At 71.8% G+C, this 23802-nt stretch carries 23 protein-coding genes; 9 read left to right on the forward strand and 14 right to left on the reverse strand.

Going from position 1 to position 23802, the window contains the following annotated elements:
- Positions 1–22 precede the first annotated feature (22 nt).
- The 5 genes from OG858_RS07730 to OG858_RS07750 form a co-directional block, all read right to left on the reverse strand.
- On the reverse strand, positions 23–871 hold the full coding sequence (locus OG858_RS07730; RefSeq protein WP_086750413.1) for an SGNH/GDSL hydrolase family protein: 849 nt from the start codon (positions 869–871) through the stop codon (positions 23–25).
- Complete coding sequence (locus tag OG858_RS07735) at positions 868–2034, reverse strand: glycosyltransferase (protein WP_086750414.1); 1167 nt, start codon at positions 2032–2034, stop codon at positions 868–870. The genes OG858_RS07730 and OG858_RS07735 overlap by 4 nt, the downstream gene beginning before the upstream one ends.
- Positions 2031–3155, reverse strand: a complete 1125-nt coding sequence (locus OG858_RS07740; RefSeq protein WP_319067411.1) for a glycosyltransferase family 4 protein — start codon at positions 3153–3155, stop codon at positions 2031–2033. The genes OG858_RS07735 and OG858_RS07740 overlap by 4 nt, the downstream gene beginning before the upstream one ends.
- A 139-nt stretch (positions 3156–3294) precedes the next feature.
- Positions 3295–4713, reverse strand: a complete 1419-nt coding sequence (locus OG858_RS07745) for a HEAT repeat domain-containing protein (protein WP_086747159.1) — start codon at positions 4711–4713, stop codon at positions 3295–3297.
- A gap of 302 nt (positions 4714–5015) precedes the next feature.
- Entirely contained in the window at positions 5016–5408 is a 393-nt protein-coding gene (locus OG858_RS07750; RefSeq protein ID WP_086747158.1) for an ankyrin repeat domain-containing protein, read from the reverse strand.
- Between the two features lie 271 nt (positions 5409–5679).
- Here OG858_RS07750 and OG858_RS07755 point away from each other — a divergent pair, with 271 nt between their 5' ends.
- The gene (locus tag OG858_RS07755) at positions 5680–5874 is read left to right on the forward strand and encodes a hypothetical protein (protein ID WP_005485586.1); all 195 of its coding nucleotides are present in this window, start codon (positions 5680–5682) and stop codon (positions 5872–5874) included.
- Between the two features lie 37 nt (positions 5875–5911).
- Positions 5912–7462, forward strand: a complete 1551-nt coding sequence (locus OG858_RS07760; RefSeq protein WP_327743553.1) for an ATP-binding protein — start codon at positions 5912–5914, stop codon at positions 7460–7462.
- Positions 7463–7567: 105 nt separating this feature from the next.
- Here the strand turns inward: OG858_RS07760 and OG858_RS07765 are convergent, their stop codons facing one another.
- A complete protein-coding gene (locus OG858_RS07765; RefSeq protein WP_319067408.1) occupies positions 7568–9067 on the reverse strand; it encodes an SCO1417 family PLP biosynthesis transcription factor in 1500 nt (499 codons plus the stop codon).
- A gap of 201 nt (positions 9068–9268) precedes the next feature.
- On the opposite strand from OG858_RS07765, the gene yczE reads away from it, so the two are divergent.
- The 4 genes from yczE (at position 9269) to OG858_RS07785 (ending at position 12702) form a co-directional block, all read left to right on the forward strand.
- Positions 9269–9901 (forward strand): membrane protein YczE, encoded by a 633-nt coding sequence (gene yczE, locus OG858_RS07770; RefSeq protein WP_086752353.1) that lies wholly within the window; start codon positions 9269–9271, stop codon positions 9899–9901.
- On the forward strand, positions 9898–10665 hold the full coding sequence (locus OG858_RS07775) for a glycerophosphodiester phosphodiesterase (protein ID WP_086752351.1): 768 nt from the start codon (positions 9898–9900) through the stop codon (positions 10663–10665). The genes yczE and OG858_RS07775 overlap by 4 nt, the downstream gene beginning before the upstream one ends.
- Before the next feature lie 40 nt (positions 10666–10705).
- Complete coding sequence (locus OG858_RS07780; protein WP_107482453.1) at positions 10706–12061, forward strand: MFS transporter; 1356 nt, start codon at positions 10706–10708, stop codon at positions 12059–12061.
- 266 nt (positions 12062–12327) lie between these two features.
- Positions 12328–12702, forward strand: a complete 375-nt coding sequence (locus OG858_RS07785; protein WP_003977404.1) for an RNA polymerase-binding protein RbpA — start codon at positions 12328–12330, stop codon at positions 12700–12702.
- A gap of 267 nt (positions 12703–12969) precedes the next feature.
- Here OG858_RS07785 and fxsA read toward each other — a convergent pair whose 3' ends face one another.
- From fxsA to OG858_RS07805, 4 genes are all read right to left on the reverse strand, one after another.
- Positions 12970–13566, reverse strand: coding sequence for an FxsA family membrane protein (gene fxsA, locus OG858_RS07790; RefSeq protein ID WP_319067390.1), 597 nt, complete (start codon positions 13564–13566; stop codon positions 12970–12972).
- A 113-nt stretch (positions 13567–13679) separates the two neighbouring features.
- Positions 13680–14495, reverse strand: a complete 816-nt coding sequence (locus OG858_RS07795; RefSeq protein ID WP_319067389.1) for a polyprenol monophosphomannose synthase — start codon at positions 14493–14495, stop codon at positions 13680–13682.
- Positions 14496–15087: 592 nt separating this feature from the next.
- Positions 15088–16692, reverse strand: coding sequence for an amidohydrolase (locus tag OG858_RS07800; protein ID WP_086753675.1), 1605 nt, complete (start codon positions 16690–16692; stop codon positions 15088–15090).
- Between the two features lie 179 nt (positions 16693–16871).
- Positions 16872–17312: an Lrp/AsnC family transcriptional regulator gene (locus OG858_RS07805; RefSeq protein ID WP_086753677.1), complete on the reverse strand. Its 441-nt coding sequence runs from the start codon at positions 17310–17312 to the stop codon at positions 16872–16874.
- A 269-nt stretch (positions 17313–17581) separates the two neighbouring features.
- Here OG858_RS07805 and OG858_RS07810 point away from each other — a divergent pair, with 269 nt between their 5' ends.
- Positions 17582–18007 carry a hypothetical protein gene (locus tag OG858_RS07810; RefSeq protein WP_086753682.1) on the forward strand — a complete coding sequence of 142 codons (426 nt, stop codon included), beginning with the start codon at positions 17582–17584 and terminating at the stop codon, positions 18005–18007.
- Positions 18008–18142: 135 nt separating this feature from the next.
- A complete protein-coding gene (locus OG858_RS07815; RefSeq protein WP_256961091.1) occupies positions 18143–18442 on the forward strand; it encodes a hypothetical protein in 300 nt (99 codons plus the stop codon).
- On the opposite strand, the gene OG858_RS07820 is transcribed toward OG858_RS07815, so the two are convergent.
- The gene (locus tag OG858_RS07820) at positions 18405–19613 is read right to left on the reverse strand and encodes an acyl-CoA dehydrogenase family protein (RefSeq protein WP_086753680.1); all 1209 of its coding nucleotides are present in this window, start codon (positions 19611–19613) and stop codon (positions 18405–18407) included. The genes OG858_RS07815 and OG858_RS07820 overlap by 38 nt on opposite strands.
- Before the next feature lie 356 nt (positions 19614–19969).
- Between OG858_RS07820 and OG858_RS07825 the strand changes: the two genes are divergently transcribed.
- A complete protein-coding gene (locus OG858_RS07825) occupies positions 19970–21217 on the forward strand; it encodes a glycoside hydrolase family 18 protein (RefSeq protein WP_086748914.1) in 1248 nt (415 codons plus the stop codon).
- Positions 21218–21305: 88 nt separating this feature from the next.
- Here OG858_RS07825 and OG858_RS07830 read toward each other — a convergent pair whose 3' ends face one another.
- The 3 genes from OG858_RS07830 to OG858_RS07840 all read right to left on the reverse strand — a co-directional run bounded on the left by OG858_RS07830 (position 21306) and on the right by OG858_RS07840 (position 23746).
- The gene (locus tag OG858_RS07830) at positions 21306–21965 is read right to left on the reverse strand and encodes a TetR/AcrR family transcriptional regulator (protein ID WP_086748913.1); all 660 of its coding nucleotides are present in this window, start codon (positions 21963–21965) and stop codon (positions 21306–21308) included.
- A 103-nt stretch (positions 21966–22068) separates the two neighbouring features.
- Positions 22069–22215, reverse strand: a complete 147-nt coding sequence (locus tag OG858_RS07835; protein ID WP_107305778.1) for an SCO1431 family membrane protein — start codon at positions 22213–22215, stop codon at positions 22069–22071.
- A 148-nt stretch (positions 22216–22363) separates the two neighbouring features.
- Complete coding sequence (locus OG858_RS07840; protein ID WP_327723538.1) at positions 22364–23746, reverse strand: peptidase C39 family protein; 1383 nt, start codon at positions 23744–23746, stop codon at positions 22364–22366.
- Positions 23747–23802 lie beyond the last annotated feature (56 nt).

Consider the following 23802-nt stretch of genomic DNA (forward strand, 5'->3'; position numbering starts at 1 on the left):
CGCCGTTCCCCCGGGTGCCGCCTCACGCCACCTCCGGCCGCCGATCCGGTGAGGACAGCGCCGCCAGGGCCGACGCGACCGCGTGGGAGGCGGACAGGTCGAGCCGGGCGCTGGTGCCGCGGGCCTTGTGGCGGACCTCGGCGGCGGCGAGGGTGAGGAGCTGCGGGAGCAGGTCGGTGCAGCGCCTGGCCACCCAGCCCGTCCCCGCGGTGGCCAGCCACCGGAGACTGGCGCCGCACGTGGGCACGGCGAGCTCCGGCGCGGCGGAAGGAGCGGGACCCGTGGCGATCCCCGCCTCCGTGAGCAGGGTGTGGCAGCGGACGGCGAGCTGCCGGTGCCCCCGCTCACCGGGGTGCAGCCGGTCCGCGCTCCACATCGCGCGATCCGTCAGCCAGGCGCCCTGGGAGGCGTGCAGATGGACCGCCCCGTGGCGCTCGGACAGGGCGTGCACGACGGTGTTGACGGCCCGCTGCCGCCGGGCCAGCGGCCTGGCGAGCGCCCCGGGCAGGCCGAGCATCGCCCCGGGATCGGGCAGACACGCGGTGAGCAGCACCGCGCCCCGCTCCCGGAAGGCCCCGTAGATCTCGTCGAGGCGGGCGGCGACGGCGTGGATGTCGAAGGTGCGGCGCAGGGTGTCGTTGACGCCGACGACGACGGAGGCGATGTCGGGGCGGAGCGCGAGCGCGGCGGACAGCTGCCGGTCGAGCACGTCGCGCGTCTGGGAGCCGCTGACGGCCAGGTTGGTGAACTCCACGCCCGGTCCGAGCCCGTCGGCGAGCAGCGCGGCCCAGCCCCGCCAACCGCCTTCGACGGGGTCGCCCACGCCCTCGGTGAGGGAATCGCCGAGGGCCACGAACCGCAGGGCTCTCATCCGACGCCCTCCCGCACCGGGACCGGGCGCCCGACGGCCGCGTCGTGCGCGGCGAGGAACGCGTCCACCGCGGTCTGCCAGCCGAAGCACTCGGCACGCGCGCGTGCCGCTTCCCTGCGGTCGCCCTCGGGCCGGTCCAGCAGCAGTTCGACGGCGTCCGCGAAGGACGCCCCGTTGTCGGGGGCCGTGGCCCCGGCCGACCCGACCACCTCCGACAGCGCGGAGGACGAGCTGGCCACCACGGGCGTCCCGCAGGCCATCGCCTCCAGCGCGGCGAGGCCGAACGTCTCGGCGGGCCCGGGTGCCAGGGCCACGTCGGCGCAGGCCTGGAGGGCGCCCAGCGTGCCGCGGTCTCCGACATGCCCCAGAAAGGTCACCGGCAGCTCCTTCGCCCGCTGTTCGAGCCTGCCGCGCAGCGGCCCGTCCCCGGCGACGACCAGTACGGCCGGGCGCCCGCGCCGCCGCAGCGCCTCCAGCGCGTCGAGCGCCGTCGCGGGCCGCTTCTCCACCGACAGCCGGGAGCACATCACCAGCAGGACCTCGTCCCCGCGCGCGTGCCGCTCGCGCAGCGCCGGGTCCCGCAGCGCGGGGTGCCGTCCCACGAGGTCGACGCCCAGCGGCGCCCGGACGACGTTCCGGGCGCCGATCCGCACGAACTCCCGTTCCGCGAACTCGGTCGTGCAGACCACCTTCGAGTAGGTGTGGGCCGTACGGACGTTGAGGGCGTCGGACGCCCGCCGGGCCATCCCCTCGGAGAGCCCCCAGGTCCGCAGCACCCCGTCGGCGGTCTCGTGCGAGACCATCACCGCGCGCACCCTGGCCCGCCGGGCCCACGCCCCGGTCCAGCGCAGCGTGGTCCGGTCGGAGACCTCCAGCCGGTCGGGCTCCAGCGACTCCAGCAGGCCGGCCACCCGCCGCCTGTCCGTGAGGACGCGGTAGCCACCGGTCCCCGGCAGCAGCGGCCCGGGCAGGGTGATCACCCGCCCCTGCTCGGTCGCGCTGTCGGTGTGGCGCTCACCGGGCACGACGAGAACGGCCTCGTGCCCGGCCGCCTCGAACCCCTTGCCCAGCTCCCGCAACGCGGTCCGCAGACCGCCCGAGGAGGGCGCGACGAAGTTGGCGATCCGGACGATCCGCAGCTTCTGGTCGGCGGCCCCGCTCATGCCGCCACCGCCGTCCGCGCCGCCAGCACATCGGCGTAGTGCCCGATGAGCTGATCGCCGACGGCCGCCCAGGTGCGTCCCTCGACCATGGCCCGCCCGGCGGAACCGTACGCGGCCCGGAGCGCCGGATCGGCGGCCAGGGACCACACGGCGTCGCGTACTGCGGCCGCGTCGCGCGGCGGGACCAGGAGCCCCGTGCGCCCGTGGGCGACTAGGTCCAGCGGGCCTCCTGCGGCGGGCGCCACGACGGGAACCCCGCTGGCCATGGCTTCCTGCACGGTCTGACAGAAGGTCTCGAAGGGGCCGGTGTGGGCGAAGACGTCGAACGAGGCGAAGATCCGGGCGAGTTCGTCGCCGGTGCGGCGGCCGAGGAAGACGGCTCCGGGCAGGGCCTCGCGCAGGCCTGGCTCGCTGGGCCCGTCGCCCACGACGACGACCCGTACGCCGTCCAGGCCGCACACCTCGGCCAGCAACTCGATGTGCTTCTCGGGGGCGAGGCGGCCGACGTAGCCGACGATCAGCTCACCGTCGGGCGCCAGTTCGCGGCGCAGCGCCTCGTCTCTCAGCTCGGGGCGGAACCGGGCGGTGTCCACCCCGCGCGGCCACAGGCTGACCCGGGGGACCCCGTGTGCCTCCAGGTCGCGCAGGGCCGCGCTGGACGGGGCGAGGGTGCGGTCGGCGGCGGCGTGCACGGAGCGGATGCGCCGCCAGGCCGCCGTCTCGCCGGCGTGGACGTAGGTGCGGGCGTATCCGGCGAGGTCGGTCTGGTAGATGGCGACGGCGGGGACACCCAGGCGGCCGGCGGCCGCCATGCCTCGCACGCCGAGGACGAAGGGGCTGGCCAGGTGGACGATGTCGGCCCGGTGTTCGACGATCGCCGCGGCGACCCGGCGGCTGGGCAGGGCGACCCGGACCTGGGGATAGCCAGGGAGCGGAAGGGAAGGAACGCGGACGACGGGGCACGGCGCCTGGAGGTCGGCTCCGGCCCCCTGGGAGGTGGCCGGGGCCACGACGAGCGGGGCGTGCCCCCGCGCGACGAGGTGGCGCGCGGTCTGCAGGGCGCAGTGGGCCACGCCGTTCACATCGGGGGGAAAGGACTCGGTCACTATGACGACACGCATACCCGTGTTGTCGTCGTGCTGGACGTGGCCGCGTCAACGTGGATCTTTCCGGGCGGGAAACGTCCCATGAGCGTTGCGCTGCACACATGTCCAGGTCAGGCCGCGTCCATGCCCTCCTGACGTCCGAGCCACCCGGTGTTCACATTGCGGGCATGTCCGGGCCGATTCGGCTGCGTACGGCTGTCTGGACCTCGGCCTCCTCGGCCGGGTCGGCGGCGAGCCGGCGGAGTTGGTCGACGACTCGCGTGTCACCCGTCTCGGCGTGCCGGGCGGCGATCTCGCGGGTGGTCTCCTCGCAGTCCCAGAGGCACTCGACGGCGAAGCCGGCCGGGAAGGAGGGGTCGGTGGCGGCGAGCGCGCGGGCGGCGCGGCCACGGAGGTGGGAGGAAGCGGTCTCGCGGTAGATGTGGCGCAGAACAGGCGCGGCGCAGACGATGCCCAGACGGCCGGTGCCGTCGACGAGCGTCCACAGGGTCGGCGCGTCGGGCCCCTCGCCGCGTACGGCCTCCCGCAGCGCGCCCAGCACCAGGTCGCTGTCCTTGGCTCCGCCGAGGCAGGCCAGCATGCGTCCGGCGGCGGCGCCCAGCGGGTCGGGCCGGTGCACCCAGCCGCGCGCCCGGTCGACGGCTGCCATGCTGCGCATCCGTTCGAAGGCGTCGACGGCGGCCTCCACGACCATCGTCGTTCCGTCGCTCACGGCACCCTCGATCAGTTCGAGGGCGTCGGGATCGTTGCCGTCGGCGAGGTAGCGCAAGGCGGTGCAGCGGGCGCCGTCGTCCCCGGAGCGGGCGGCGACGAGGATCTCGGGCCGGTCCTCCGGGCCGGCGACGGCCGTGAGACAGCGGGCGGCCGGCACATGGAGGACGGCTCCGCGTTCGATGCCCTGCTGGGCCCACTCGAACACGGCCTTGACGCTCCAGCCCGGCCGGGGTCCGCTCGGGCGCATCTGGCGCTGCCAGCGGTCGAAGGAACCGGTCTCCTGTGCGGCACGCACGCGGGTGGAGATCGCGTCGCGGGGATCGTCGGCCCACAGCCGCCAGGGCCGGGGTTCGAAGGCGTCGCGGACGGCGGCGGCCAGTTCGGCCTCGCCCTCCGGATCGGTGGTGAAGCGGGCCAGGACGGGTTCGGCGAGGGCGCGCAGCCCTTCGTCGTCGTCCCTGAGGGCCAGCTCGTCGAGGGCCCAGGCCCAGCTCGTGCCCACGGCGGCGTACCCGCGCAGCAGTTCGAGCGCGTCCCGCCTGCCGTACGAGGCGAGATGCCCGAGGACCGCGAGGGCGAGTCCGGTGCGTGACTCGCAGGTGTCGAGCACGTCCTCGGCGTCGAAGAGGTGCCGCTCGATCTCGTCGAGCTCACCGCTCAGGTCGAGGTAGAGACGGGCGTAGTAGAGGGAGCGGTTCTCCACCTGCCAGTCGTGGCGGGGGTCGCTCAGCACACAGTGGTTCAGTGCCGCGAGCGCCTCGGCCCTCGGGGCGGTGAGCGCGTGCAGGGTGCCGTCGCCGCGGCCCCGCTGCAGCAGGCCGAGCAGCGTACCGCTGGGCGCTATGACCGGTTCGAACATGGGAAACAGCCTCACATCAAGCGTCGACGCAACCGGGGATCTTGCTTTACCTGGCCGCGTGACAACACGTCGGGGCGCCCGCCGTCTCTTGCTTGCTGTAGACCATCTTCCTCTGCCTCTCGTCGGTGGCCCATGCGGACCGCATCACGGCCCACGCGGTGCGGCAACAGCTGCCCAGCCATCATGTCCGTGAATCACGACGTCATGATGACCCGGCGGTTCTTCCTACCGCGACCGAAATATCCGGCGGCCCCGTACCGCCTCCCCCGTCTTTCGTGTTTTACCTGGTCAGAACTTGTGGATCAGTGTGCTGCGAACAGTTCGAGCAGTTCGTTCCTGCCGAACATCCGGGCGGTGTCGATCGCGTTCGGAGTGCCCGCGACCGGGTCGGCCCCGCCGTCCAGCAGGACCCGGACGACGCCTTCCTCACCCTTGAAGACCGCCCCGGCGAGGGGGGTCTGGCCCCGGTCGTTGACGCGGTCGGCCGCACCGCCACGGGCCAGGAGGGCCCGTACCGCGTCGGCGTGACCGTGGTACGCGGCGAGCATCACGAGCGAGTCGCCGCGGTCGTTGGTGAGATCGGCCGGAACCCCCGCGTCGACGTACGCCACGAGCGCCTCGGTCTCGCCCCGTCGGGCCAGATCGAAGATCCTGGTCGCCAGCTCCACGACCTCCGGGTCGGGGGCTTCACTCATCGCCGGGACCACCTCTCACAATCGCGTTTCGAGCCGAACGGGTGAATCGCCAGGGTACTGGCTCCCCGCGCACATCAGCGGACAGAGCCGAGGCAAAGATCACACCGAGTCCCGTCGTGCGCAACAGCCCAGCCCGGACGGCCCAACGCGGATTCCGCCACTCAGGCGAAATCTGCGGAATTTCACCCAGTTGCACCTTTTATCGTATGGATACATGCTGTGACCTTGGAAGAACTCATGGTGACTGTCCCCATCAACCAGGAGAACCCAAATGATCCTGAACATCTCAGGCGTCGTCCTGCTCGGCGTCATCGTCTTCCTGTTCTTCCGCAAGGACGGCCTGAAGGCCTCGCACTGCATCGTCGTCACCCTCTTCGGGTTCTACCTCGCCAGCACGGGCATCGCCCCGAGCATCACGGCAGGCGGCGAGAGCCTCGCGAGCCTCCTCGGTGGGATCAAGTTCTGACCCCGTCCCCATCCGCACGCACCCCCAGGAGACAGCCGTGGCCCGGGTCCCCCTCCCCCGCATTCTGAGCAGCGGCGGCGCGCACCTCGCCAGGAGCCGGGAACTGGCCCGGACGGCCGCCGACGGCGCCACCGACGTCCTCCACCCGTTGATCACGATCACGCGTGGACTGCGCCGGCTGGTCGCCGCCGGGCGGCGCAGATGGGCCGAGACCCCGAAGGACCGCCGGGGGTCACTGCTCTTCCTGGCGGCCTCGGTCGTCCTGGTCGTGACCCTGGTGCCGTACGGCCTGCTGTTCGCCGTCATCACCCTGATGGCGGCGGCAGCCTGGGCGGGCCGGCCCGGCGCCGCCCGGGAGCCCGTCGGCCCCGACGAGTCCCAGACCCAGCGTCTGCGCTCCCTCTACGAGGCCCTGGTCCCCTATTTTTCGGCCGCCGAGGACCCCGAGCCCCTCTACTCGCACGGCGGCGCCTGGGACAAGGCCTTCCCCACCTACGCGTTCGACGGCACGGGCCGCGTCTGTCATCTGCTGATCCGCTACCCCGCGTACTTCACCGACGGCGAGCCGGAGGCCCGCGCGCGCATCGAGCAGCTGCTGCACGCCAAGGCGGGCCGCGGCCGTGAGTACCGCTTCACCTGGGACGAGGAAGGCAACGAACTCACCGTGGCCGTCCTCCCCCCGCTCGCCACCGACATCACCGCCCAGCGCTTCGTGACGGCCCCGGGCGAGACGGTCCTCGGCTTCACCGACGCCGTCCACGTCCAGCGCACCCTTCCCCTCTCCTCCGGCGAGGAGCAGCGCGACGTGCCGCCGGTCGTCTGGCGCACCGGCCTGCGTTCCACCGAGCCGCATCTGCTGGCCGTGGGCGAACCGGGCAGCGGTACGACGACCCTCCTGCGCTCGATCGCCCTCCAGGCCCTCCAGCACGGCGACGTCGTCATCGTCGAGGGCGGCGGCAGCGGCGAGTACGCCTGCCTCACCGGCCGCGACGGGGTCCTCGCCGTGGAGTGCGGTCTCTCCGGAGCCCTGGCGAGCCTGGAGTGGGCCTCCCAGGAGACGGAGCGCCGACTGATCGCCACGAACCGGGCCCGCCAGGCGGGGCAATCCGCACCGGACGACATCCGTCGGCCCCTCTGGCTCCTTCTCGACCGCCCGAGCGTGCTGACCCACCTCGCCGCGGCCGACGGCCGGAGCGACCCGCAGTCACTCCTCCAGGTCCCCCTGCGCCACGGCCGGGCGGTCAACGTCACCGTCGTGATCACCGAACAGTTCGACCACCTGGACACCCTCACGGACGCGGTACGCCGGCACACCCGCGCGCGCGTGGTCCTGGGCCCCGCCTCCCCCGAGCAAGTGGAAGCGGTCCTGGGCACGGCACCCCCCACCACCCCCACCCCGGACGTCCCCCCGGGTCGCGGCTACGCCCGTCTGGGCCCCGCTCCCACCCTCCGCCTCCAGGTCCCCACCACCCCGGACCCCTACGACGAGAACACGCCCGAACCACACCGCCAGGCGGTCCTGGCCCTCCTCCCGCCACACACGACCCCACCGGACTCGCTCGCGAAAGCCGCGGTGGCCGAGACCTGAGGCTCCCCGCCCGACCGCGGACAGCCGTGCCGCTGGGGGCGACGGGTGCACCTCCCGCTCGAGCGAAGCCGAGAGCAGGGAGGGTGGGCGCAGCCCGGCCGAGTCTCACGCCACGAACGTCCGCGGCCCCTCGCTCCCGCCCGACGCCCCGTCCCGCACCAACCGCGCGGCCGCGGCCAACCGCGCGGCCGCCTCCTCGGCGACCGCTCCCCCCACGGTGAACGGCAGCCGCACATACCCCTCGAACGCCCCGTCAACCCCAAAGCGGGGCCCGGACGGCACCCGAACACCCACCCGCTCCCCCACCTCCGCGAGCCTCGACCCCGACAGGCCCCCGGTACGGACCCACAGGGTCAGCCCACCCCGAGGCTCCGAGAACTCCCAGTCCGGCAGCTCCCGACGCACCGCGGCCACCAACGCGTCCCGGTTCCCCCGCGCCTGCTCCCGTCGGATCCCCACGGCCTGCGCCCAACCTCCCGTACTCATCAGCCAGTTCACGGCCAACTGCTCCAGCACGGGCGTCCCCAGATCCGCATAGGCCCGCGCCGCGACGAGACTCCGGATCACATCCGGCGCCGCCCGCACCCACCCGATCCGCATCCCCGCCCAGAAGGCCTTGCTGGCCGACCCGACCGTGATGACCGTGGACCCCGCCGGATCGAACGCACACACGGGACGCGGCATCTCCACCTCGTCGTCGAGCCACAGCTCGCTCATCGTCTCGTCGGCGACCAGCACCGTCCCGGCCCCCCGCGCCGCGTCGACGAGCCCCCGCCGCCGGTCATCGTCGGCGAGCGCGCCGGTCGGATTGTGGAAGTCGGCGACGACGTACGCGAGCCGGGGCGCCGCGTCCCGCAGGACCTGCCGCCACCGGTCCATGTCCCACCCGGCGAGCCCGTCGGCCATGGCGACCGGCACCAGCCGCGCCCCCGCCTCCCGCATCAGCTGAAGGATGTTGGCGTACGACGGCGACTCCACCGCGATCCGTTCCCCGCGGCCCGCGAAGAGGTGACAGATCGCGTCCATGGCGCCCATGGCTCCCGTCGTCACCATGATCTGCTCGGGCATCGTGGGGATGCCGCGCGCGGTGTAGCGGTCGGCGAGCATGGAGCGGAGCGCGGGCAGTCCGGCCGGGTAGTCGCCGTGCGTGTGGGCGTAGGGCGGCAGTTCCTCCAGCGCGCCCTGCACGGCCCGGGTGAGCCAGGGCTCGGGGGCGGGCAGAGCCGCGCAGCCCAGGTCGATCATCGAGCCGAGCGCCTCGGGCGGGAGGGGCTCGAGTCCGCGTGCGGGAAGCGGCTTCCCGGCCGGCACGGCGGTCCAGCTGCCCGCTCCCCGCCGGGACTCCAAAAACCCTTCCGTGCGCAGTGCCTCGTAGGCCGCCGCGACGGTCGTCCGGCTGACGGAGAGGGACAGGGCCAGCTCGCGCTCCGCGGGGAGCCGGGCGGCCACGGGCACGCGGCCCTCCAGCACCAGCAGCCGGATCCCGTCGGCGAGCGCACGGTAGGCGGGCGGGCGGCGGGTGCCGGGGCCGGCGGGACGCTCCTGCTGCGAGGTGAGCAGCCGTGCGAGCTGGGCCGCTCCCACCGCTGAAGTCCACTGCGCCATGATTTCCAGTCCACCTTCCCCGAATTGGCCATGGATGGCTGCACTCTCCAAGCCACAGAGTGTCATGCATCAGGCCACCGGCACCACCAGGGGGAAGCCTTGCCCACACAGCACGAGCCGCCGCACGAATCGCAGCACGAATCGCAGCAGGACCCGCGGCAGGATCGGCGACATGACCCGCGGGACCATCCACAGCGCCGTCTGGGCCGACGGCTGACCCAGCTCTACACCGGCCTCGCGCTGTACGGTGCCAGCTCCGCGCTCCTCGTGGAGGCAGGACTCGGCCTGGAACCGTGGAACGTGCTGCACCAGGGCCTGGCGGAGCTGACCGGCCTGACCATCGGCGTGGTGTCCATCATCGTGGGCGCGATGGTGCTGCTCCTGTGGATCCCGCTACGGCAGCGCCCTGGCCTCGGCACGGTCTCCAACGTCTTCGTGGTCGGCATCGCGATGGACGCCACCCTGGCCCTGGTGCCCGAGGCGCACACCATGGCCGTACGGATACCCCTCCTCGTCGGAGGGATCGTGCTCAACGGCGTGGCGACCGGCCTCTACATCGCGGCCCGTTTCGGACCGGGCCCGCGCGACGGCCTGATGACGGGACTGCACCGCCGTACGGGACGCTCGGTCCGGTTGATGCGGACGGCCGTGGAGGTGGCGGTGCTGGCGACCGGTTTCGCCCTCGGCGGCACGGTCGGCGTGGGCACTCTCCTCTACGCCCTCTCCATCGGCCCGCTCGCCCAGCTCTTCCTGCGCATGTTCGCCGTCCCCTCGGAATCCGGCAGCACGGTCGTTGCCACCGGTCCATCGGAGCGGGCCATACTGCCCGGGTGACCGCCCTCGTACGCCACCCCTACCTCGACCATCCGGGCCCGATCGCCTTCGCCCACCGGGGCGGGGCGGCCGACGGCCTGGAGAACACCATGACCCAGTTCCGGCGGGCGGTGGAGTCGGGCTACCGCTACATCGAGACCGATGTCCACGCCACGCTCGACGGCAAGCTGGTCGCCTTCCACGACTCGACCCTGGACCGGATGACCGACGGGTCGGGCCGGATAGCGGACCTGCCGTGGAAGGACATCGGGCACGCGCGCGTGGCGGGCGTCGAGCCGGTACCCCTCTTCGAGGATCTTCTCGAAGCGTTTCCCGAGGTCCGCTGGAACGTCGACATCAAGGCGGAGCCCGCCCTCCACCCTCTCCTCAATCTGATCGCCCGCACCGATTCCTGGGACCGTGTCTGCGTCGGTTCCTTCTCCGAGTCCCGGGTCGCCCGCGCCCAGCGCCTCGCCGGGCCGCGCCTGGCCACCTCGTACGGCGCGAGCGGCGTCCTGGGGCTGCGGCTGCGGTCCTGGGGCGTCCCGGCCTCGGTGCGCCGCTCGGCGGTCGCGGCACAGGTGCCCCAGGCACAGTCCGGGGTGCCCGTGGTCGACCACCGGTTCGTGCGCGCCGCCCACGCGCGCGGGCTGCACGTCCACGTGTGGACCGTGAACGAACCGCAACGTATGCACCGGCTGCTGGACCTGGGCGTCGATGGCATCATGACCGATCACATCGACACGCTGCGCAAGGTGCTTGAGGACCGGGGGACCTGGGTCTGACGCCCTCGCGCGGACCGTTCACGGGGAAGCGAGGGCACGGGTGGGCACCGACACCGTGCGGACGGACACGGCCGACGAAGCTGCGGGCAGGCGGCGTGAGCAGCGCGGCTGGTACTTCTACGACTGGGCCTGCTCCGTCTACTCGACCAGCGTCCTGACCGTGTTCCTCGGCCCCTATCTGACCGAGGTCGCCAAGTCCGCCGCCGACACGGATGGTTATGTACACCCGCTGGGCATACCGGTCCGCGCGGGCTCCTTCTTCGCGTACTCGGTGTCCCTGTCGGTGATCCTCGCCGTCGTGATCATGCCTCTGGTGGGTGCGGCCGCCGACCGCACGGGCCGCAAGAAGCCTCTCCTGGGCGCGGCCGCCTATGTCGGTGCCGCCGCGACCGCGGGCATGTTCTTCCTGGACGGTGACCGCTACCTGCTCGGCGGCGTCCTGCTGATCGTCGCGAACGCGGCGCAGTCCGTGGCGATGATGCTCTACAACTCCTATCTCCCCCAGATCGCACCCCCCGAGGAACGCGACGCCGTCTCCTCGCGCGGCTGGGCGTTCGGCTACGCGGCCGGCTCACTGGTCCTCGTCGCCAACCTGATCCTCTTCACCGCCCACGACAGCTTCGGCCTCTCGGAGGGCATGGCGGTCCGTATCTGCCTGGCCTCGGCCGGCCTGTGGTGGGGTGCCTTCACCCTCATCCCGCTCCGCCGCCTGCGCGACCGCCGCAGCCCGGCGGCCGAGACCGGGGAGGCGACCGCCCCCGGCCTGCGCCAGCTCGCGGCGACCGTCCGCGACATGCGCCGCCACCCGCTGACCCTGGGCTTCCTCCTCGCCTACCTCGTCTACAACGACGGCATCCAGACGGTGATCTCCCAGGCCTCGGTGTACGGCTCCGAGGAACTCGACCTGGAGCAGTCCACGCTCATCGTGGCGGTCCTGCTGGTGCAGATCCTGGCGGTGGGCGGCGCCCTCGGCATGGGCCGGCTCTCCCGGCGCTACGGCGCCAAGCGCACGATCCTCGGCTCCCTGGTCGCGTGGACGGTGATCCTCGCCGCCGGGTACTTCCTCCCGGCCGGGGCGCCCGTCTGGTTCTTCGTCCTCGCCTCGGGCATCGGCCTGGTCCTCGGCGGCAGCCAGGCCCTCTCCCGCTCCCTCTTCTCCCACCTCGTCCCGCCCGGCAAGGAGGCCGAGTACTTCTCCGCGTACGAGATGAGCGACCGCGGCATGAGCTGGCTGGGCCCGCTGCTGTTCGGTGTGACCTACCAGCTGACCGGAAGTTATCGGGACGCGATCATCTCCCTGGTCGTCTTCTTCGTCCTGGGATTCGCCCTGCTCGCGAGGGTTCCGGTGCGCCGGGCGATCAGCGACGCGGGAAACCCCGTACCGGACAGGATTTAGCGCCGGAAGCGAAAGGGCTGTAGTGTACGCGTTTGGCCTGCCAGGCGTACCGTTACTGCGCGTCAAAGATGCCGAAACGCTGGGTGACATCTGCTGTCAGATGTGACAAACCGGGCGCGGGTGGGTAAAACAAGGGCGGCTACGACGGCGACGCGTGACCCGGATCGGGACACGCAACGGGAATCTTTACCGCCGACCGGACGTTGACCGGATGACGACGACAGCGACACCTGTCCTGTGGGCGACAAGCCCGGGAGGCACGATTCATGAGTGAGCGAGCTCTTCGCGGCACGCGCCTCGTGGTGACCAGCTACGAGACGGACCGCGGCATCGACTTGGCTCCACGCCAGGCCGTGGAGTACGCATGCGAGAAGGGGCACCGCTTCGAGATGCCCTTCTCGGTCGAGGCGGAGATTCCGCCGGAGTGGGAGTGCAAGGTCTGCGGGGCCCAAGCACTCCTCGTGGACGGCGACGGCCCTGAGGAAAAGAAGGCCAAGCCCGCGCGTACGCATTGGGACATGCTGATGGAGCGGCGCACCCGTGAGGAACTCGAAGAGGTCCTCGAGGAGCGCCTCGCAGTTCTCCGCTCCGGCGCGATGAACATCGCGGTACACCCGCGAGACAGCCGCAAGTCCGCCTAGCCCGCCCTTCTGGGGGTTGAGCGGAACCACACAGCGCAACCGATGACCGTGGGCGCCGTACGAACATGTACGGCGCCCGCGGTCTTTTCGCGCGCCCCGCGCCCCATCACGGGCGCGCGGGGCATCAGGGGCGCGCGGGGCGCGGGGAACCACGCGAGAAGCCCACGGCCGCGGGCGGGAGCCACCCGAGCGGGGCAGAAGGGGCAGCAACCCCTGAAGGACGGGACGGCATGGGACGGGCAGGGGCGGCGGGGGCGAGAAGACCCCTCACCGGTTCAACGGCGGGCGCGGCCCCTGCGGCGGCGAAGCATCCCCGAAACCCTCATCGTCCCGAATCACTTCCCCCTGCACGACCTTGCCGTCGGGTCGATGGATCCGCGCCTGCTGAAAGGCGTCCCCGAGGCCCCCGGAACCCGCTTCCCGAATCTTCCGCTCGAAGGTCCGCTCCGCATAGCGCCCCAACGCCTTCTGTACCGGCGGAATCAGCAGCACCAGCCCCACCGCATCTGACACCAGCCCCGGCAGCATCAGCAGCAGGCCCCCCAGCATCAGGAACCCGTTGCCCTCGCTCTTGCCCGGTCCACCTCCGGCGCCCGGCTCACCCGCGGCGCCCTGCTGCTGTTGCAACGTCTCGCTCAGCGCCCGGAACGCCCGCCGCCCGGCCCGCTTGACCACCGCGGAGCCGGCGACGAATCCGGCGACGAGGAGCAGGAAGACCGTGAAGCCACCGGCCGAGCCCGCGACCACAGTGAGCAGCCAGATCTCCAGCACCAGCCACGCGGCGACACCCAACGGCAGAAACGTGCGCAGCCGGGAGCGCCGGGGCCGGGCGGGATACGTCGGGGGCGGAGCGCCAGTCGTCATGCTCCCAGTGTGCCTGGCCCAGGCTCAGCACGGCATAAGGGGATGATCAGGCCCGGCTGTGGAACACGACCGGACCTCCACCGGCCGCGAACGGGCCCGTCCACCCCGCAGGTTCAGCCCTGCTTGTCGTCCCCGGACCCCTTGCCGTCCCGCCCCAGCACCTTGCCGACCCGCTCCCGCACGCCCCACGCCGTGACCCGCCACAGCGCCTCGACGAGGATGTCCCGGCTCATCTTGGAATCGCCCAGCTCGCGCTCGACGAAGGTGATGGGCACCTCGACGACGTGGTAGCCCGCCTTGATCGCGCGGCGGGCGAGGTCGACCTGGAAGCAGTAGCCCTGGGAGGCGACCTCGTCCAGGCCGAGCCCTTCGAGGGTCTCGGTGCGGAAGGCCCGGTAGCCGCCGGTGACGTCGCGGACGGGAACATCGAGCAGGACACGGGAGTAGAGGCTGCCGCCGCGGGAGATGAACTCGCGGGACCTCGGCCAGTTCACCACGCGCCCGCCCGGCACCCAGCGGGAGCCGAGGACGAGATCGGCGCCCTTCAGCGCGGTCAGCAGCCGGGGCAGTTCCTCGGGCTGGTGGGAACCGTCGGCGTCCATCTCGATGAGGACGCCGTAGCCGTGCTCCATGCCCCAGCGGAAACCCGCGAGGTAGGCGGCGCCCAGCCCTTCCTTGCCCTTGCGGTGCAGCACCTGGACGCGGTCGTCCTCGGCGGCCAGTTCGTCGGCGAGCTTGCCCGTGCCGTCGGGGCTGTTGTCGTCGGCCACCAGGACGTGCGCGTCGGGAACAGCCTTCCGCACCCGGCCGACGATCGCCTTGATGTTCTCCGCCTCGTTGTAGGTCGGGATGATCACCAAGGCCGTGCCGAGCGGGCCGAACCGCCTCTCCTGGCCTTCCGCCGCGAGGGTCCCGTCGCCGTCGTTCACTGCTGCCCCTTCAAGTCCTCCGTGCGCAGGGAACCACCATAGTGGCCACGGCCTGCGATGGAGTGTCGGCCGGCGCCCGGAGAGACGCCTATTGAACAGGGGGTGTGCGGGAGCGCGCTCTGAGTAGCCTGTGTGCCGCCACAGACAGATCTCACGCCGACGCGGGACGGAGCACCGATGCCGCCTCCTGCGGATGGGGGCCCGACGCCCTTCGGGCCGACCTGGGGCCCGCTGGCTGCGGGTCGACCGAAAGCCGTTGTCTACTGAGCGTCCGGGCCCCACCCGGGTCACACCTACCCGACCGGGCCGGAACGTTCCCTCGCCGGAGCGCGAACCCTGGGCCTGGCTCCCAGTGGTGGTGCGCCGGTACGGCACACCACCCTCGACCCAGCGGCGCTCCGTACGACCGCGCGGAAGTTCCCCGATCGGACGTCCGGTGGTGGACCCGGCAGAACCTACCCGTCTCCTGCGGCCACCTGTCAACCGCTTCCTGACCTGCGAGGTTTCCCGCAAAGGCCTGGTCGGAGGGGAGGAGTCGCAGGTCGCGCGGCGCGCCGCCGGGTCGTGGTCGGCTCCGCGCCCGCACGGTAGATCACTCCCCCGGCCGTACGAAAACCGTTCGCCCGGCCACCACGGTCCGCAGACAGACGGGCAGGTCGGCGCCGGGGCTCAGGTCGGGCAGACCGGGGGTGCCGGAACGGGGGTCGGTGGACCAGCGGGCGACGCGGTCGTCGGGGGCCTGGACGACGAGTTCGCCGGTGCGCCACACCGCGTAGTCCGCGGGCGCGCCCGGTACGAGGACACCCGCGTCGTCCCGTCCGATCGCCCGCCAGCCGCCCCGCGTGTGTGACGTGAACGCGGCGCGCACGGACACCCGGTGCTCCGGCGTGCGATGGAAGGCCGCCGCGCGGACGGTGCCCCACGGATCGAGGGGGGTGACCGGGCTGTCGGAACCGAAGGCAAGGGGCACGCCGGCGCGCAGCAGAGCCGCGAACGGGTTGAGGGTGCGGGCACGCTCCACGCCCAGCCGCTGGGCGTACATTCCCTCCTCGCCGCCCCACAGCGCGTCGAAGGCGGGCTGGACGGAGGCGGTGAGGCCGAGTTCGGCGAAGGCGGCGACGGTCTCGGGGGTGAGCATCTCGGCGTGCTCGACGCGGTGCCGGGCGGCCCTCACCCGGGCCGGACCCACCTTCTCGGCGGCGGCGCGCACTCCCTCGACGACCGAGGCCACCGCGGCGTCCCCGATGGCGTGGAAGCCCGCCTGGAGCCCCGCCTCGGTGCAGGCGACCACATGGGCGGCGACTGCCACGGCGTCCAGGTAGGCCGTGCCGGTGTGCGCGGCGTCGGCGTACGGCTCGTGCAGGCACGCGGTGTGCGACCCGAGGGCCCCGTCGACGAAGAGGTCGCCCGCGGCTCCGACGGCACCGAGGGCACGCGCCCTCTCGACGTCGCGCTCCGCCCAGTAGCCGACCACGCGCGGGCCGGGCTCCTCGGCGGCCAGCCGCAGCAGCCCCGTGAAGTCGTCCTCGGAGGAGATCTCGGGACCCGCGCACTCATGGAGCGAGCCGATACCGAGCGAGACGGCGTGGGCGAGGGCGGCCCGCTGGGCCTCGGTGCGCTGGGCGGGAGTGATGGCACCGAGGGCGGTGGCACGTACGGCGTGGTGGGCGTCCCGGGTGAGGGGGCCGTCCTCGAAGGCGTGGGCGCCCGGGACCAGGTCGAGCAGGGCCGTGGTGACGACCGCCGAGTGGACGTCGATCCGGCTCAGATAGAGCGGGCGGCCGCCGGTGGCCTCGTCGAGTTCGGCGCGGGTCGGCGGGCGGCCGCCGGGCCAGCGGGCTGCGTCCCAGCCGTGGCCGAGGAGGACGCGGTCGGCCGGGCGGGCTGCCGCGAATTCCCGTACGAGAACGAGGGCGGCGTCCAGGGCGGGGGCGTCGGAGAGGTCTAGGCCGGTGAGGGCGAGGCCGGTGGCCGTGGTGTGCACATGGGCGTCGGTGAACGCCGGGGTGACCAGGGCGCCTTCGAGGTCGATCACCTCGTCGACGCCGGCCGCGAAGGCGTCGGCGGCGCCCTCGGAGCCGACCCAGGCGATCTGGCCGTGTTCCACGACCATCGCGGTGGCGAACGGGTCGGCGGGGCTGTGGACTTCTCCACCGCGGAGCAGCACGGTTTTCGACGAGGCGGTGCGATCACTCATGGGAACAGTTTCGCGTGCGCCGGCTGCCGCGCCGCACCAGGGCCGCGCTTTCGAGGTGGCCCGACCCTGTCGGCTGCGCCCATCCGTTCCGCCCTGCGGAACGATCGCCCACGGCGGTGAGCAGTCGATCGGGCCGGTCGGCCGCCGGCCGTCGGCCCGTCGGCGGCCGGCCGTATCGGTCAGATCCTCGGCGGCCTCGCCTCGTACGGCGTCGACAGGACCACCGTCGTTCGCGTCGACACGCCCGCAAGGGACCGGAGCCGGGCCAGGAGTTCCTCCAGTTCGTGCGGGGTCGCCACGCGGACCTTGAGGATGTAGTTCTCCTCACCGGCCACGCTGTGGCAGGCCTCGATCTCCGGGACGCCGGCGAGGCGTTCGGCGATGTCGTCGGGGGCGCTGGGGTCGAAGGGTTTGACCGAGATGAACGCGGTCATCGGCAGCCCGACGGCCTCCGGGTCGACGACCGCGGCATAGCCCCGGATGACGCCACGCTGCTCAAGTCGGCGCACACGCTGATGCACCGCCGACGTGGACAGGCCCGTGGCCTTGCCCAGGTCGGTGTAGCTCATCCGCCCGTCCGCGACGAGCAGCTGCACGATCTGTCGGTCCAGCTCCTCCATGGCGCAAGAACCTACAGGGCGGTTGATCTCCTTCGATACCTGAGCGGCGCAGGTCATGCCCGGTTCGTGATGCGACCGAGAGCCGCCGATGAGCCATATGGGTGACAACGTCGCCGTGTTGGGCATCTGCGAGCGGCATGTGACGAAGACCACAGCACCCGAACAGGCTTCGTGATGATCTCGTGATTACGGTCGAGACGGGGCGGGAAGTGCTTGCTGTGGTCGGAGGCCGCAGTGCCTTCACGGCCCAGCCCGAGGGGGAGAATCCCATGCAGAGTCTTAAGCGCCCTGGTCGTACCGTGCCCAAGCGGCTCCAGGCCGTCATCGATCCCGAGCCGGAGGGCGTCGAACCGGACGACGAGTTCGACGCGTACGACACCTTCGACATGTACCGGGTGATCTGCCCGGACTGCGCGCAGCCCATCGCTCTGCTGTCCGACGAGGACAGCCTGCCGGAGCACGCGCTGGTCGTGTCGCCGTGGAACCCCTTCGGGCTCACGGTCTGCGCGGGTACGGGCCGTTCGTCCGGCGACGCCCGGTCGGCGGACGAGGCCGTCGAGCCGCAGGAGCAGGACACGGCCCTTCTGTTGACGCTCCCTCAGGGCCTCGACTGGCGGACACAGCCCTTCTCGCACGTCGGCGGTCCGGGCTCGCGTCCGATGCGCGTGCCGGTGATGCGGCGTCAGGCGGCCTGATTCCAGGGCCTGTTCGGCCCAGTCCGTCCGCGCGCCCGACGGGCAGGCCCCGTCCTGCCCCGTTCGGTTCCGTCGCGAACTCAGACACGATTCCCGGGAGTGGTGACCGGGCGCCCTCACGGGCGTTGGCCCGGTATGACCCCAACATTTTCGGTGACCGGGAATCGGCGTCACATCCTCGTGCCGGCTTCGGCAGAATCGCTTCCGCAGGGGTCGGCCCAGTCGCAGGACCCGCCGATCTACCGGGCCCTGCTGCGGACTTGGGCCGACCGAGGCCGCACCCTGCCGGGGCGTCACGATCCGGAGTGGGTGCGACTGGCGACGCCGCCGAGCGGCCTCGACCAGTTCGGCAGCACCATGGATCCCTTCGCCGTGCCCGACTTCTTCCGTGGCTCCTTCAGCGTGACTCGGGCCCCGCGAGGTGACGGGCGATGACCATCCGCTGGATCTGATTGGTGCCCTCGACGATCTGGAGCACCTTGGCCTCGCGCATGTACCGCTCGGCGGGGAAGTCCGCCGTGTAGCCGTACCCGCCGAGGATCTGCACGGCGTCGGTGGTGACCTTCATCGCGGCGTCGGTGCACAGCAGCTTCGCCATGGCCGCCTGCTTGGAGAAGGGCCTGCCCGCGTCGCGCAGCCGGGCGGCGGAGAGGTAGAGCGCCCGGCCCGCCTCTATCTGCGTGGCCATGTCCGCGAGCATGAAGCGCAGCCCCTGGAAGTCGGAGACCGGCCGCCCGAACTGCCGCCGTCCGGTGGCGTACTCGACCGCCTCGTCCAGTGCCGCCTGGGCCACGCCGATCGCGCAGGCCGCGATGCCGAGCCGCCCGGAGTCGAGCGCGGACAGGGCGATCGCGAAACCCTGGCCCACCTCGCCGAGGCGCCGGCTGTCGGCGACGTGCACCCCGTCGAAGTGGAGCTGCGCGGTGGGTGAGCCCTTCATGCCCATCTTCTTCTCGGGCGCGGCGGCGCTCAGCCCCTCGGCGTCCCCGGGCACAAGGAAGGCCGTGATGCCCCGGGAGCCCTCGCCACCCGTGCGGGCCATGACCGTGTAGAAGTCGGCGATGCCACCATGCGTGATCCAGGCTTTCGTGCCGGTGATCACCCAGCCTCCCCCACTCTCGGCTCCGCTCGAGCGGGAGGTGCCTCCCTCGCCCCGCTCCGCCTTCGTCCGCAGGGACGCGGCGTCCGAGCCGGACGAGGGCTCGGAGAGGCAGTACGCGCCGAGCAGGCGGCCGCCGAGCATCGCCGGCAGATGCTCGGCCTGCTGCTCCTTGGTGCCGTAGTTGGCAAGGGCGTGGCAGGCGAGGGTGTGGACGCTCACGCCGAGGCCGACGGTGAGGCGGGCCATGGCGAGCTCTTCCAGAACCTGGAGATAGACCTCGTACGGCTGATCACCGCCGCCGTGTTCCGAGTCGTACGGCAGACCGAGCAGTCCCGACTCCGAGAGCAGGCCGAAGAGTTCGCACGGGAAACGGCCGGCGTCCTCCTCCTCGGCCGCGTGCGGGGCGATCTCCCGCTGCGCGATCTCACGGACGAGCGAGATCAGATCCCGGGCCTCTTCCGTGGGCAGTTGACGATCCACCGGCTGCGGGGCGCGGTCGGGCATGGCGACGTTCTCCTCCCTGTCGGGCACTGCGGCGGACACGCACAGGGGATGACGTGGTGCCACCGGGTCTCACGTGCCACAGCCGATGGTCCTCCTCCGGATCGCGGAAGCCGCTGATCAGCGGCGGTGGCGCTTGGAGTATGCCCGATCCGGAGCAGCGAGTCACCGGTTAACGAGCGTTCATTAGGACACATTCGACGACCGGCCCGCACCCCGCCGGAATTGGTCCGAACCATTGACCCCAGTGGTCTAGTCCTCTACGGTCTCCCCAACCAACGCGCCACCGCGTTCGTGCCATCGGCACAGCAGGTCCAGGCAGCACCCTCCCCGCCCTGCTCCCCTCCCCCGGAGTCACGATGCTCAGATCGCACAGCTCCCGCGTCCCTGTCAGGACGCTTGTCGCCGCCACGTGTTGCGCCGCCCTCGCCGCCGGACTCCTCGCCGGAGCGGGCACCGCGACGGCCACGCCCACGAAGGCCGCCCCCGAGCCCCACGCGCCCGGCGCGGCCGGCTCGAAGGTCGTCGGCTACTTCATCGACTGGGGCATCTACGGCCGCCAGTACTACGTCAAGAACATCGAGACGTCCGGTTCGGCCAAGAAGCTCACGCACATCAACTACGCCTTCGGCAACGTCGTCGACGGCAAGTGCGTGATCGGCGACCCCTGGGCGGACACCGACAAGCCCTTCACCGCCGAGGAGTCCGTGGACGGCGTCGCCGACAGCGCGGACCAGCCGCTGAGCGGCAGCTTCAACCAGCTGCGCAAGCTCAAGAAGCTGCACCCGAACCTCAAGATCATCTGGTCCTTCGGCGGCTGGACCTGGTCCGGCGGCTTCGGCGAGGCGGCCAAGGACCCGCAGGCCTTCGCCAACTCCTGCTACGACCTCGTCGAGAACTCCCGGTGGAAGGACGTCTTCGACGGGATCGACATCGACTGGGAGTACCCCAACGCCTGCGGTCTCACCTGCGACACCAGCGGCAGCGAGGCCTTCGAGGACGTGATGGCGGCTCTGCGTAAACGATTCGGCAAGAAGGAGCTCGTCACCGCGGCCATCACGGCCGACGCCAAGCCCGGCGGCAAGATCGACGCGGCGGACTACGCGGGCGCCGCGAAGTACGTCGACTGGTACAACCCGATGACGTACGACTACTTCGGCTCGTGGGACGCGACCACCGCCCCGCACTCGCCGCTGTACCCGTACCCCGGCATCGCCGACAAGGCGTTCAACACCGCCGCCACCATCAAGAAGCTGAGGAGCCTCGGCATCCCGCCGTCCAAGCTGCTGCTGGGCATCGGCTTCTACGGGCGCGGCTGGACCGGTGTCACACAGTCGGCGCCCGGCGGCACCGCGACCGGCCCGGCGGCGGGGACGTACGAGGCGGGCTACGAGGACTACAAGGTGCTCAGGGCGACCTGCCCGGCCAACGGGATCGTCGGTGGCACCGCGTACGCCAAGTGCGGTGACGACTGGTGGAGTTACGACACCCCGCAGACCATCAAGGGAAAGATGGCCTACAAGAACGCGCAGGGCCTGGGCGGCACCTTCTTCTGGGAGCTGAGCGGCGACACGGCGAACGGTGAGCTGATCAAGGCGATCAAGTAGCCGCCGCGACGGGGGACTTGGGGTGGGGGTCGGTCGGCGGACCTCCACCCCGAGCGCGTTTCCCGGGCGTTGCCGGCTTGCGGGGCGCTCAGCAGCCCCGGCGGGCGGGTTCCGGTGCGAGGTAGGCCGGGGCGAGCTCCTCGATGGCGCGCAGCGAGCCGCCCAGCATCTTGACGAGCAGATCGCGCATGGTGTCGCGGGGCAGCTCCGGGCGGCCGATCCAGTCGAGGGTGGCGCCCTCGACCGCGCACACCCAGCCGAACAGGCCCATGCGGGCGACCGGTTCGATGTCGCTCCTGCCGTACGCGCCCTCGGCGATGGTGGCGACGATCGCCTCACGCACGCCGTCCCGGATGGCGTGCACCTGGGCGTCGAAGCCGACGCCGCCACTGACGATCGTGCGGTAGGCGGCCTGGTTGTCCTCCGCGTAGCGCAGATAGCTTTCCATGGTCCGGTGCACCCGCTCCACGGGCGGCAGTTGGACGCCGCTCGCCGCGAACGTGATCAGATCGGCGACCGAGTCCTCGACGATCGCGAGGTAATAGCCGCGCTTGGACTTGAAGTAGTAGTAGATCAGCCCCTTGGCCACGTGCGCCTGCCGCGCGATGTCGTCCATCGACAACGTGTCGTACGACGTGTCGGCGAACAACTTGCGCCCGATGGAGATGAGTTCGGCGCGGCGCGCTGACGAGCGGTCGGTGCCGCGGGCCCGTGGCGGTTCGACACCACGCTGTTGGCTACTCTTCAATTTCGGTCCTGGTCTCCAACTGCCAGCGGGACAACCGCAGTATTGCAGACCCTCACCACCAGCTTGTTCGACTCTGATCGACAGAATCGACCGGCCGATCAGGTCACAGCAGACCCAGCTGGGTCACCAGCATCGCGACGACCACGACCAGGGTCCAGCCCATGATGTGCTCGACGGTCTTCGGGCCGTCGTCCCTGGGGCCGCCCGTGCGGGTCTGGACACGGTTGGCGGTGGCGGAGGTCGCGGTCATGGCAGCTCGCTGGTGTGATCGGCATGCGGTGGGCTCCCCCACCGTTCCGTCCACCTTGCCACCGCATGGGCGGTTCGCGGCCGAGAGCTTGGTCACATGGCGGCGCGGCCCCGGGTCACCCGGGGCCGCGCCGCATCGGCACACCGCGTCAGCGGACGCCCACCGCCGCGAGCGCCGTGAGCTGGCGGGACGTGGGCCGAGCCGGGAAGTACAGGTAGCAGATGCCGCCCGTGCCGGAGACGACCTTGCCGGCGGCGTTGTACCGCTTGGTCCGCAGCCAGATGTTCTCCCACTCGCGCCGCCGGTAGATCCGGCGCACCGCCTCGTTGGTCGGCGAGTTCGGGTCGTTGGCGATGACGTCGCCGTCGGCGGTGAAGCCGATCACCGTCATGAGGTGACCGGCCGTGCCGTAGCCCGCCCCCGTGAGTTCCGCCGCGAGGAACGACTGCGAGGTGATCACCGGGATGCCCGCCGCGATCAGCGTCTCCAGGTCGGTGAGCGAGCCCAGCCGGGTCACCACGCCCTGGAGGTCCTTGTAGGTGGCGGCGTACGCGGCGTTGAAGGGCCAGTTGCCACAGCCCTCGTACTGGTAGTCGAAGGTGAACCGCGCCGCGTGGCACACCTGCGGGTCCGCGTACGCCGGGTCGACCCAGGCCAGGTCCGCGGCGCTGGGCTTCCGGCCCCAGAACTCTGTGATCATCTGCGAGGAGGTGGGGCTGCACCAGGCCTCACCACCGTTGTCGTACTCGGGGTACTGGCCCTTGTGGGTCTCCTGGGAGTAGCGCGGAACGTTCAGCTCCCGGGCGAGCCCCGGGGCGGAGGCCGGGACGGTGAAGCGGTCGGGCACGTCGGAGCCCATGGCACCGAGCCGCCACACCGTGGGGGTGAGCCGGGTGCCGGGCGTGCGGTACAGGGTCAGCCGCAGCCGGTACGAGGCGAGACGCAGGCCCGTGGCCGGGTCGTCGACGGCGAAGGTGTCGGTCCAGACACTGCTCCTGCCGTCCTCCTGGCCGTCGACGGAGGTCCGTCTGATGTCCTGATCGCCGGCCGCCCAACGGCCCAGGACGTACCAGGGCGTGTCCGTGCCGTCGGAGTACGTGCCCTTCAGCTCGATCCGGATCCAGGTGCCGGCCGGGGTGCGCGCGTTCCAGGACGCGATGACCTCGGTGGCGGGCACGGTGACCCGGTGGACCGGGGAGGTCCAGGTCGCGTACTCCCAGGCGGCCGTCCGCCCGGTGTGCGGGTCGGTGTAGTCGGTGGTGCCGAGCGGCACGTCGATCACCAGCCCCGGCCGCTCCCCCGCCTTCGCCCGGGTGCCCTCGGCGCCGCCGGCACGCCAGTCGGTGTACGAGGTCCAGGCGTGGTACTCCGCCGGGCGTTCCGGTGCTTGTGCGAGGTGGGCGGGGACTTCGCCCCGGCCGCTCGTGGTGTCGGCGACCGCCCGACCCGCCGATCCTCCGGCCGCTGCGGCGGCGGTGGCGACGGCTGCGGTCAGGACGGTCCTGCGGGACGGCTCGGAAAGGCTCGTCATCTGCGGGAGACCCCCAGTGATCCGGAAGGAACGGTTCAGACGCACGGCTGTTCGCC

Source organism: Streptomyces europaeiscabiei (assembly GCF_036346855.1).
GTDB classification, from domain to species: Bacteria; Actinomycetota; Actinomycetes; order Streptomycetales; family Streptomycetaceae; genus Streptomyces; species Streptomyces europaeiscabiei.

Excerpts from the sequence above, each read along its gene's own strand:
- OG858_RS07815 (WP_256961091.1), top strand. The coding sequence starts at position 18,143 with ATGACCCCAACATTTTCGGTGACCGGGAATCGGCGTCACATCCTCGTG.
- OG858_RS07800 (WP_086753675.1), bottom strand. The coding sequence starts at position 16,692 with ATGAGTGATCGCACCGCCTCGTCGAAAACCGTGCTGCTCCGCGGTGGA.
- fxsA (WP_319067390.1), bottom strand. The coding sequence starts at position 13,566 with ATGACGACTGGCGCTCCGCCCCCGACGTATCCCGCCCGGCCCCGGCGC.
- OG858_RS07735 (WP_086750414.1), bottom strand. The coding sequence starts at position 2,034 with ATGAGCGGGGCCGCCGACCAGAAGCTGCGGATCGTCCGGATCGCCAAC.
- OG858_RS07810 (WP_086753682.1), top strand. The coding sequence starts at position 17,582 with ATGCAGAGTCTTAAGCGCCCTGGTCGTACCGTGCCCAAGCGGCTCCAG.
- OG858_RS07825 (WP_086748914.1), top strand. The coding sequence starts at position 19,970 with ATGCTCAGATCGCACAGCTCCCGCGTCCCTGTCAGGACGCTTGTCGCC.
- OG858_RS07755 (WP_005485586.1), top strand. The coding sequence starts at position 5,680 with ATGATCCTGAACATCTCAGGCGTCGTCCTGCTCGGCGTCATCGTCTTC.
- OG858_RS07805 (WP_086753677.1), bottom strand. The coding sequence starts at position 17,312 with ATGGAGGAGCTGGACCGACAGATCGTGCAGCTGCTCGTCGCGGACGGG.
- OG858_RS07765 (WP_319067408.1), bottom strand. The coding sequence starts at position 9,067 with ATGGCGCAGTGGACTTCAGCGGTGGGAGCGGCCCAGCTCGCACGGCTG.
- OG858_RS07750 (WP_086747158.1), bottom strand. The coding sequence starts at position 5,408 with ATGAGTGAAGCCCCCGACCCGGAGGTCGTGGAGCTGGCGACCAGGATC.
- OG858_RS07745 (WP_086747159.1), bottom strand. The coding sequence starts at position 4,713 with ATGTTCGAACCGGTCATAGCGCCCAGCGGTACGCTGCTCGGCCTGCTG.
- OG858_RS07840 (WP_327723538.1), bottom strand. The coding sequence starts at position 23,746 with ATGACGAGCCTTTCCGAGCCGTCCCGCAGGACCGTCCTGACCGCAGCC.
- OG858_RS07835 (WP_107305778.1), bottom strand. The coding sequence starts at position 22,215 with ATGACCGCGACCTCCGCCACCGCCAACCGTGTCCAGACCCGCACGGGC.
- OG858_RS07730 (WP_086750413.1), bottom strand. The coding sequence starts at position 871 with ATGAGAGCCCTGCGGTTCGTGGCCCTCGGCGATTCCCTCACCGAGGGC.
- OG858_RS07785 (WP_003977404.1), top strand. The coding sequence starts at position 12,328 with ATGAGTGAGCGAGCTCTTCGCGGCACGCGCCTCGTGGTGACCAGCTAC.
- OG858_RS07820 (WP_086753680.1), bottom strand. The coding sequence starts at position 19,613 with ATGCCCGACCGCGCCCCGCAGCCGGTGGATCGTCAACTGCCCACGGAA.
- OG858_RS07740 (WP_319067411.1), bottom strand. The coding sequence starts at position 3,155 with ATGCGTGTCGTCATAGTGACCGAGTCCTTTCCCCCCGATGTGAACGGC.